Annotated in this window: 6 protein-coding genes; 4 read left to right on the forward strand and 2 right to left on the reverse strand. The window is 75.2% G+C overall.

Translation table 11 applies throughout. The features are described 5' to 3' along the window. Window positions 1-58 precede the first annotated feature (58 nt). Together ACZ4VL_RS35625 and ACZ4VL_RS35630 are read right to left on the reverse strand one after the other, a co-directional pair. Window positions 59-463, reverse strand: a complete 405-nt coding sequence (locus tag ACZ4VL_RS35625; protein ID WP_468208624.1) for a RidA family protein — start codon at window positions 461-463, stop codon at window positions 59-61. A gap of 118 nt (window positions 464-581) precedes the next feature. Further along, window positions 582-1,058: an RrF2 family transcriptional regulator gene (locus ACZ4VL_RS35630; protein WP_468208639.1), complete on the reverse strand. Its 477-nt coding sequence runs from the start codon at window positions 1,056-1,058 to the stop codon at window positions 582-584. Window positions 1,059-1,232: 174 nt separating this feature from the next. Here ACZ4VL_RS35630 and ACZ4VL_RS35635 point away from each other — a divergent pair, with 174 nt between their 5' ends. The 4 genes from ACZ4VL_RS35635 (at window position 1,233) to ACZ4VL_RS35650 (ending at window position 6,240) form a co-directional block, all read left to right on the forward strand. After that, window positions 1,233-2,060, forward strand: a complete 828-nt coding sequence (locus ACZ4VL_RS35635; RefSeq protein ID WP_468208627.1) for a hypothetical protein — start codon at window positions 1,233-1,235, stop codon at window positions 2,058-2,060. A 94-nt stretch (window positions 2,061-2,154) separates the two neighbouring features. Then, window positions 2,155-4,158, forward strand: a complete 2,004-nt coding sequence (locus tag ACZ4VL_RS35640; RefSeq protein WP_468208630.1) for an FUSC family protein — start codon at window positions 2,155-2,157, stop codon at window positions 4,156-4,158. An 89-nt stretch (window positions 4,159-4,247) separates the two neighbouring features. Then, window positions 4,248-4,976 carry a hypothetical protein gene (locus ACZ4VL_RS35645; RefSeq protein ID WP_468208633.1) on the forward strand — a complete coding sequence of 243 codons (729 nt, stop codon included), beginning with the start codon at window positions 4,248-4,250 and terminating at the stop codon, window positions 4,974-4,976. A 13-nt stretch (window positions 4,977-4,989) separates the two neighbouring features. Then, window positions 4,990-6,240 carry a sensor histidine kinase gene (locus ACZ4VL_RS35650; RefSeq protein WP_468208636.1) on the forward strand — a complete coding sequence of 417 codons (1,251 nt, stop codon included), beginning with the start codon at window positions 4,990-4,992 and terminating at the stop codon, window positions 6,238-6,240. Window positions 6,241-6,379: the final 139 nt, after the last annotated feature.

The following is a 6,379-nucleotide window of genomic DNA, read 5'->3' on the forward strand; positions in this document are numbered from 1 at the left end:
GACGGGCTCCTCTCTCCCCCATCCAGGGCACACCCGGCACCCGGGCCCGGCAAGTGGATCAGCTGCCGGCGGGGCGCACGGCCACGGCGTCGATCTCGAAGAGCATCCCGGGCAGGGCCAGTGAGGCGACCCCGATCAGGGTCTGGGCGGGCAGTTCGGTGCCCCAGGTGGCGTGCAGGTGCCGGGTGAGCGCCTTCAGCTTCTCCAGGTCGTGCCCGACGACGTAGGTGCCGATCCGGACGACGTCCTCGGGGCCGAGGCCGACGGACGCGAGCGCGGTCCGCAGGTTGGCGAAGGCCCGCTCGACCTGGGCCTCGAAGTCCTCCGGGACGACCTGCCCGGTGTCGTCCGAGCCGTACTGGCCGGCTATGAAGACCTGCTCGCCGGGGGCGGAGACGACGTGGCTGTAGCCGAAGGTCACGGGGTCGTGGAGGCCTGCCGGGTTGGTGATGCTGCGCGTCATTGCCGAGCTCCCTGGGTGGGTCGATGGCGTACGTCGGTCGGTGCGATCGGTTCGGTCAGGTGGCGGGGTGGGACGGGCGAAAAGGTGGGGGCGGTGGGGATGGTGGGGAGGCCGCCGGTCAGGCCGGGTCGGCGAACCAGGTGCGCAGCCGGACCGGGGCCTCGGGGGCCTGCCGCTCGGCCTCGCGCCGGACCCCGTCGAGGTCCTGCTCCGCGAGGGCCCGGCGCCAGGCCAGTTCGGCGCGGCCCATGGCGTGCGCGACGGCGCACTCCGGGCCGCCGTCGACGGCGGAGCCGCCGCCCGGGCCCTGGTTGCGGATCTCGGCGCACCGGAAGGCCTCCGCGGCTCCCTCGACGGCGACGACCACGTCCATGAGCGAGATCTCGGCCAGCGGACGGGCCAGCCGGAAGCCGCCCCGCGGGCCCGGAGTGGAGGTCAGGATCCCGGCCCGGGCCAGCGCCTGGAGCTGTTTGTTCAGGTAGGCGGCCGGCAGGTCGTGCCAGGCGGCCAGGCGCGCCGCCGGGACGGCCCGCTCGGGGCCGATCCAGGCCAGGTTGATGCAGCTGTGCAGCGCCCACTCGACGCCCTCGCCCATCCTCATAATCTGGACATTAGATGTCCAGGATCCTTGAGGCAAGGGGGAAGGGCCGGGAAGGCGCCACCGCGCCGGTACCGGCGCACCGGCTCGGGCGCACCGGCTCCGGCGTGGCGCCACCCGCCCGCAGCACCCCCGCTCGCGCCGGCCGCGGCCGCGGATTTCCCTGGTGACGTGCGCACCTTCCTGTCGGCGGTACTCATCGCGGTCATGACGCTGCTCGTGCCCGCGAGCGCCGTCGCGTACTGGGCCGACCGCGAACTGGGCGACGCCGACCGCTACACCGCCGCCATGTCCCCGCTGGCCACGAACCCGGCCGTCCAGCAGGTCGTCGTCACCCAGGCGGCCCGCGCCCTGTCCGGGCAGATCGACGCCGGACCCTTCCAGGGCGGGGTCGAGGCCCTGCTCGGTGAGGCCCTGCGTTCCTTCACCGGCACCGCCGCGTACCGCAATGCCTGGGACGCGGCCAACCGGGCCGCGCACGCCGCCTTCCTCCAGGCCCTCACCACGGGTGACGGCAACGCCGTCACCCTCGACCTCGCACCGGTCGTCGAGCAGGTGCGGGCGGAACTCGTCGCCGACGAGGTGCCGTTCGCCGACCGCATCCCGGTGACCCACGTGTCGGTGACGGTCATGGAGTACGACAACCTCGGCGCACTCCGGAAGGGCTTCCGCATGTTGCAGATCGCCGGTGTCTGGCTTCCCGTGCTGACCCTGTTGCTGGCCCTGACGGCCATCGCCGTCGCGGTGAACCGCCGCCGGGCCGTGGCGGCCACCGGCCTGGGGCTGGCCTTCGGGGCGGTCCTGCTCGGGATCGCGGTGTCCGTGTGCCGCCGGCTCACCCTCGACGACCTGCCGGCCGACATCGACCGCGCGGCGGCCGGCGCCGTCTACGACGCGCTCACCGCGTTCCTGCGCACCACCGCCTGGGTGGTGCTGGCGGTCGGACTGGTCGTCGCGCTCACCGCCTGGCTGGCCGGTCGCGGCCGCCGGACCCCATAAGCTCGGAAGGTACCAAGCGCGCAGAACGGCGCAGAGAACACGCAAGCGCACAGAAGAACCGAAAACCGACGAGCGAGCGGCGGCACGGAAGCGAATGGGCACCGAACGCACCGAAGACATACCGTCCGGGCGCGCCCGGCCGCACCCGCTGACCCCGCCCGCCTGGCTGCTCTCGGGCCTGCGGCCCGAGAGCGTCCCCGTCCCGTGGGCCTCCGTCGTCCGCGCGGGCATCGCCCTCTCCGTCCCGCTCGCGGTCGGCTTCGCCGTGGACGAACCGGAGTACGGGGCGCTCGTCTCGATGGGCGCCCTGTCGGGGGTCATCGGCGACACCGCCGACGCCTACCGGATGCGGATCCTCAACATCGCCGTACCGCAGATGTTCGGCGCGCTGGGCGTCGCGCTCGGCACCCTCGTCTTCGGGCGGGGCTGGCTGGCCGTCGGCGTCCTCACCCTGATCGCCCTGGTCTCCGGGATGATCTCCTCGATCGGTACGGTCGCCTCCGTCTCCGGACTGCTGCTCCTGCTCAACGCGGTGGTCGGGGCCGGCCTGCCGCTGCCGCAGCCCTGGTGGACGGCCCCGCTGCTGTTGAGCGCCGGCGGCCTGTTCGTACTGGCCCTGACCCTGCTGGGCTGGCCACTGCGCGGGCGGCAGCCCGAGCGGACCGCCGTCGCCGCCACCTACCTGGCCCTCGCCGACGCCCTGGAGGCCGCCGGCGGCCCCGACTACGACGACCGCCGCCGGCAGGTCACCCAGACCCTCAACCAGGCCTACGACCTGGTCCTGGGCCGGCGCGCCCGGGTCCACGGGCGGAGCCCCTCGCTGGTCCGGCTGCTGGCCCAGCTGAACGTGGTGATCCCGCTCGTCGAGGCGGCGCCCGCCCTGCACCTGCGCGGCCGCCCGTTGCCCCCCGCCGTCCCGGCGGCCGTACGGGACCTCGGCCGGGCCGTGCAGGAGGGCAGCACCGAGGCACCCGTACTGGACCTGCCCGTCCCGCGCACCCCCGCCGAACGGGCCCTGGACGCAGCCCTGCGGCACGCGGCGACCGTCGTGCACCTGCCCGGGCCGACCCTGCGCAGCGTCGACGACGACCGGTTGGGGCGGCCCGTCGCCCTGCCCGTCCGGGCCCGGCGGACGGCGCGGGACGTGATGCTGTCCGAGGCGTCCTGGCGGTACGGGCTGCGGCTCGCCCTGTGCATCGGGCTCGCCCAGTCGCTGGTCTCGCTGGTGCCCGTCGAACGCTCGTACTGGGTGGCCCTGACCGTCACCTTCGTCCTCAAGCCCGACTTCGGCTCGGTGTTCTCCCGGGCCGTACTGCGGGCGCTGGGCACGGTGGGCGGGCTCGTCGTCGCGGCCGCCGTGCTCGCCGAGGTGCCGCGCGGCTGGTGGGACGTGCCGGTCATGGCGGTCCTCGCCGCGCTGATCCCCGCGTTCTCCGCGAAGGGATACGCCTTCCAGACCGCCGCCATCACCCCCGTGATCCTGCTGCTGTCGGACCTCCTCAACCACCAGGGCTTCGACCTCGTCCGGCCCCGCCTGCTGGACAGCCTGATCGGCTGCGCGATCACCCTGGTCTTCGGCTACTGCCTGTGGCCCGAGAGCTGGCGCACGCGGATCGGGGACCGGCTCGCCGACACCGTCGACGACGCCGCCGGCTACGTGGAACGGGCCTTCGGCGGCCCGCCGCCCGAAACGACGGCCGGGCTGCGAGCCGCGCGGACCGTGCGGCTCCAGGCCCGCCGCCGCCTCTACCGCGACCTGTCCTCCGTACGCAGCGAGTTCCAGCGGGCGCTGACCGAGCCACCGCCGACCGGGGCGCGGGCCGCGGCGTGGTGGCCGCTGGTCGTCGCCGTCGAGCGGATCGTCGACGCCACCACCGCCGCCCGGGTCCGAGTCAACCACGGGGCCCCCGAGCCCCGGTCCGCCGAGGTGACGGCGCTCACCGCCGACCTGCACGCCCTCGCCGAAGGGGTGCGCACCGCCCGGACCCCCGCCCAGCTGCGGGCCCCCGCCGAGCTGCCCGGCGACGAGGCGTCCGTCCTGGAGCCGGTCCGGCAGGAGGTCGCCGCCGCGCGCGGGATCGCCTCGTCCGAGCCCTGAACCGGCCGCCGCCCGCGCGGCCCGGCGGGCGGTCCCCCGAACGGGCCTCCTGCCCGGCTGCCGGGGCCCGGCCGGGAGAGCATCGGGGCATGAGGTCCCTCCTCCCGGTCCGCCGGCACCGCCGCGCCGTGGCCCCGGTCCTCGCCGCCGCCCTCGCGGCCACGGCCGGGTGCGCCGACGTGGAAGGGCTGCGGGGCGACGGCGACCTGGGGACCGTGCACGCCCCGCAGACCCTGTGGCAGGGCATCCGCCCCTCCCCGCCCGGACCCGGCGAGCAACCCGGTGCGGCCGCGGTGGTCCCCGGGCTGCCCGAGGTCCCGGGCCGGAGCATGCACGACGTCGACGCGCTGGCCGTCGTACGGGCCGACATCACGGCCGCCGACCGGCAGGACGCGGGCTCGGGACGCCTCGTCGACCCCCGGGCGGTGCGACGGCTCGCGCTCTGCACACAGGCTGTGGACGGCGGTCCCGACTGCCCGGTGCGCCCGCCCGTGCTGCACGACGTGACGGGCGACGGGCGTGACGAGCTGATCACCGCCGTCGACATCGACGGCCGCACCAGCGAGCTGCGCGTCTACACCGTCCGGGACGACGGCTCCGTCACCCGGATCCTGTCGCGGCGCGGGGTCCTGGAGGGCGTGGAGGTCGCCGCCGAGCACCTCGCGGTGCGCGAGCCGACCTCGAACCCGCGGAAGGTCTCCATCTCGGACTACGTGTGGAACCCCGGGACGGGGACCATGGACCTGGACGAGCTCACCCTCGACGACTGCCCCACCCTGAAGACCGGCTCCACCCCGTGCGCGGCGATCCGGGGCTGAGGGGCGGCACACCGTGCGGGTGACGAGCAGTCTGCGCTGGAAGATCGCCCTGACCACGACGGCCGTGTGCTGTGCCGTCGCCGCCGTGCTGGGGGTCCTCGTGCACAACGTGGTCGCCCGGCAGGTCGTCGGCGAGGTCCGCAAGGACGCCGACCGGGACCTGGAGCACGCCCTGACCGAGTACCAGTACGGCACCTCCCACGGCCACCTGAACGTCTCGCTGGACCCGCCCGACCTGCCGGGAGCGCTGCGGGGGCTCGTCGCCCGCGGGCGGACCGGCAGCATGGTCGGCGAGCACGCCGGCCGACCCGTCATGTGGGCCGCCGGACCCGCGGACGACAAGCCCCTGGCCGTGTGGGTCTCGTACGAGAGCACCCGCAGCCGGCTGCGGGAGCTCGACGCCGCGATCCTCGCCTCCGCCGCGCTCGCCGCCGGGGTGGTGGCGCTGGCCGGCCTGTTCCTCGCCGACCGGGTCAGCCGACGGCTGACGACCACCGCCGCCGTCGCCCGCCGGATCAGCGCCGGCGACCTCGACGCCCGCGTCGACATCCCCGACGCCGCGGGCGAGGGGGCGCACCGCGACGAGGTCCGGGACGTGGCGCAGGCGCTCAACACCATGGCCAGGTCGCTGCAGGAGCGGCTGGAGGCGGAGAAGCGGTTCACCGCGGACGTCGCGCACGAGCTGCGGACCCCGCTGACCGGCTCGCTCGCCGCGGCCTCGCTGCTGCCCGAGGGCCGCCCCAAGGAGATGATCAACGACCGGCTGGCGGCCCTGCACCGGCTTACCGAGGACCTGCTGGAGATCTCCCGGCTGGACTCGGGCGTCGAGCACGCCGATCTGTCCCGGGTGGAACTCGGGCGGGCCGTACGGCGGGCGGCCGCCGCGACCCGGCTGGAGGTCTCGGTGCGGGTGGTCCGCGACATGGAGGTGCTCACCGACCGGCGGCGCCTCGACCGGATCCTGGCCAACCTGCTGGCCAACGCCGACCGGCACGGCGCCCCGCCGATCGAGGTGACCGTCGACGGTCCGGTGGTGACCGTACGGGACCACGGGCCCGGCTACCCGGCGCCGCTGATCGAGCAGGGCCCGCAGCGCTTCCGGACCGGGGATCCGGGCCGCGGACGGGGCCACGGGCTGGGCCTGACCATCGCGGCCGGACAGGCGGCGGTCCTGGAAATCACCCTCGGCTTCGCCAACGCGCCGGACGGGGGCGCGGTGACCACGCTCCGGCTTCCCGTCGGGCGTCTGGCGGACGGGAGTTGACGCACGGGAGCGGGGGGGTGTTTTCCGTGGAACACCCCCCCCCCCCCTCCCCCCCCCCCGGTCTACCCCCCCGGGGCGAAAGCCACAAAAAAGGGGCACAGACACCCACTTCCAACACCGACCTTCTTTCCCTCCTTCC

The sequence above is a fragment of the Streptomyces sp. NPDC029014 genome (assembly GCF_055564695.1).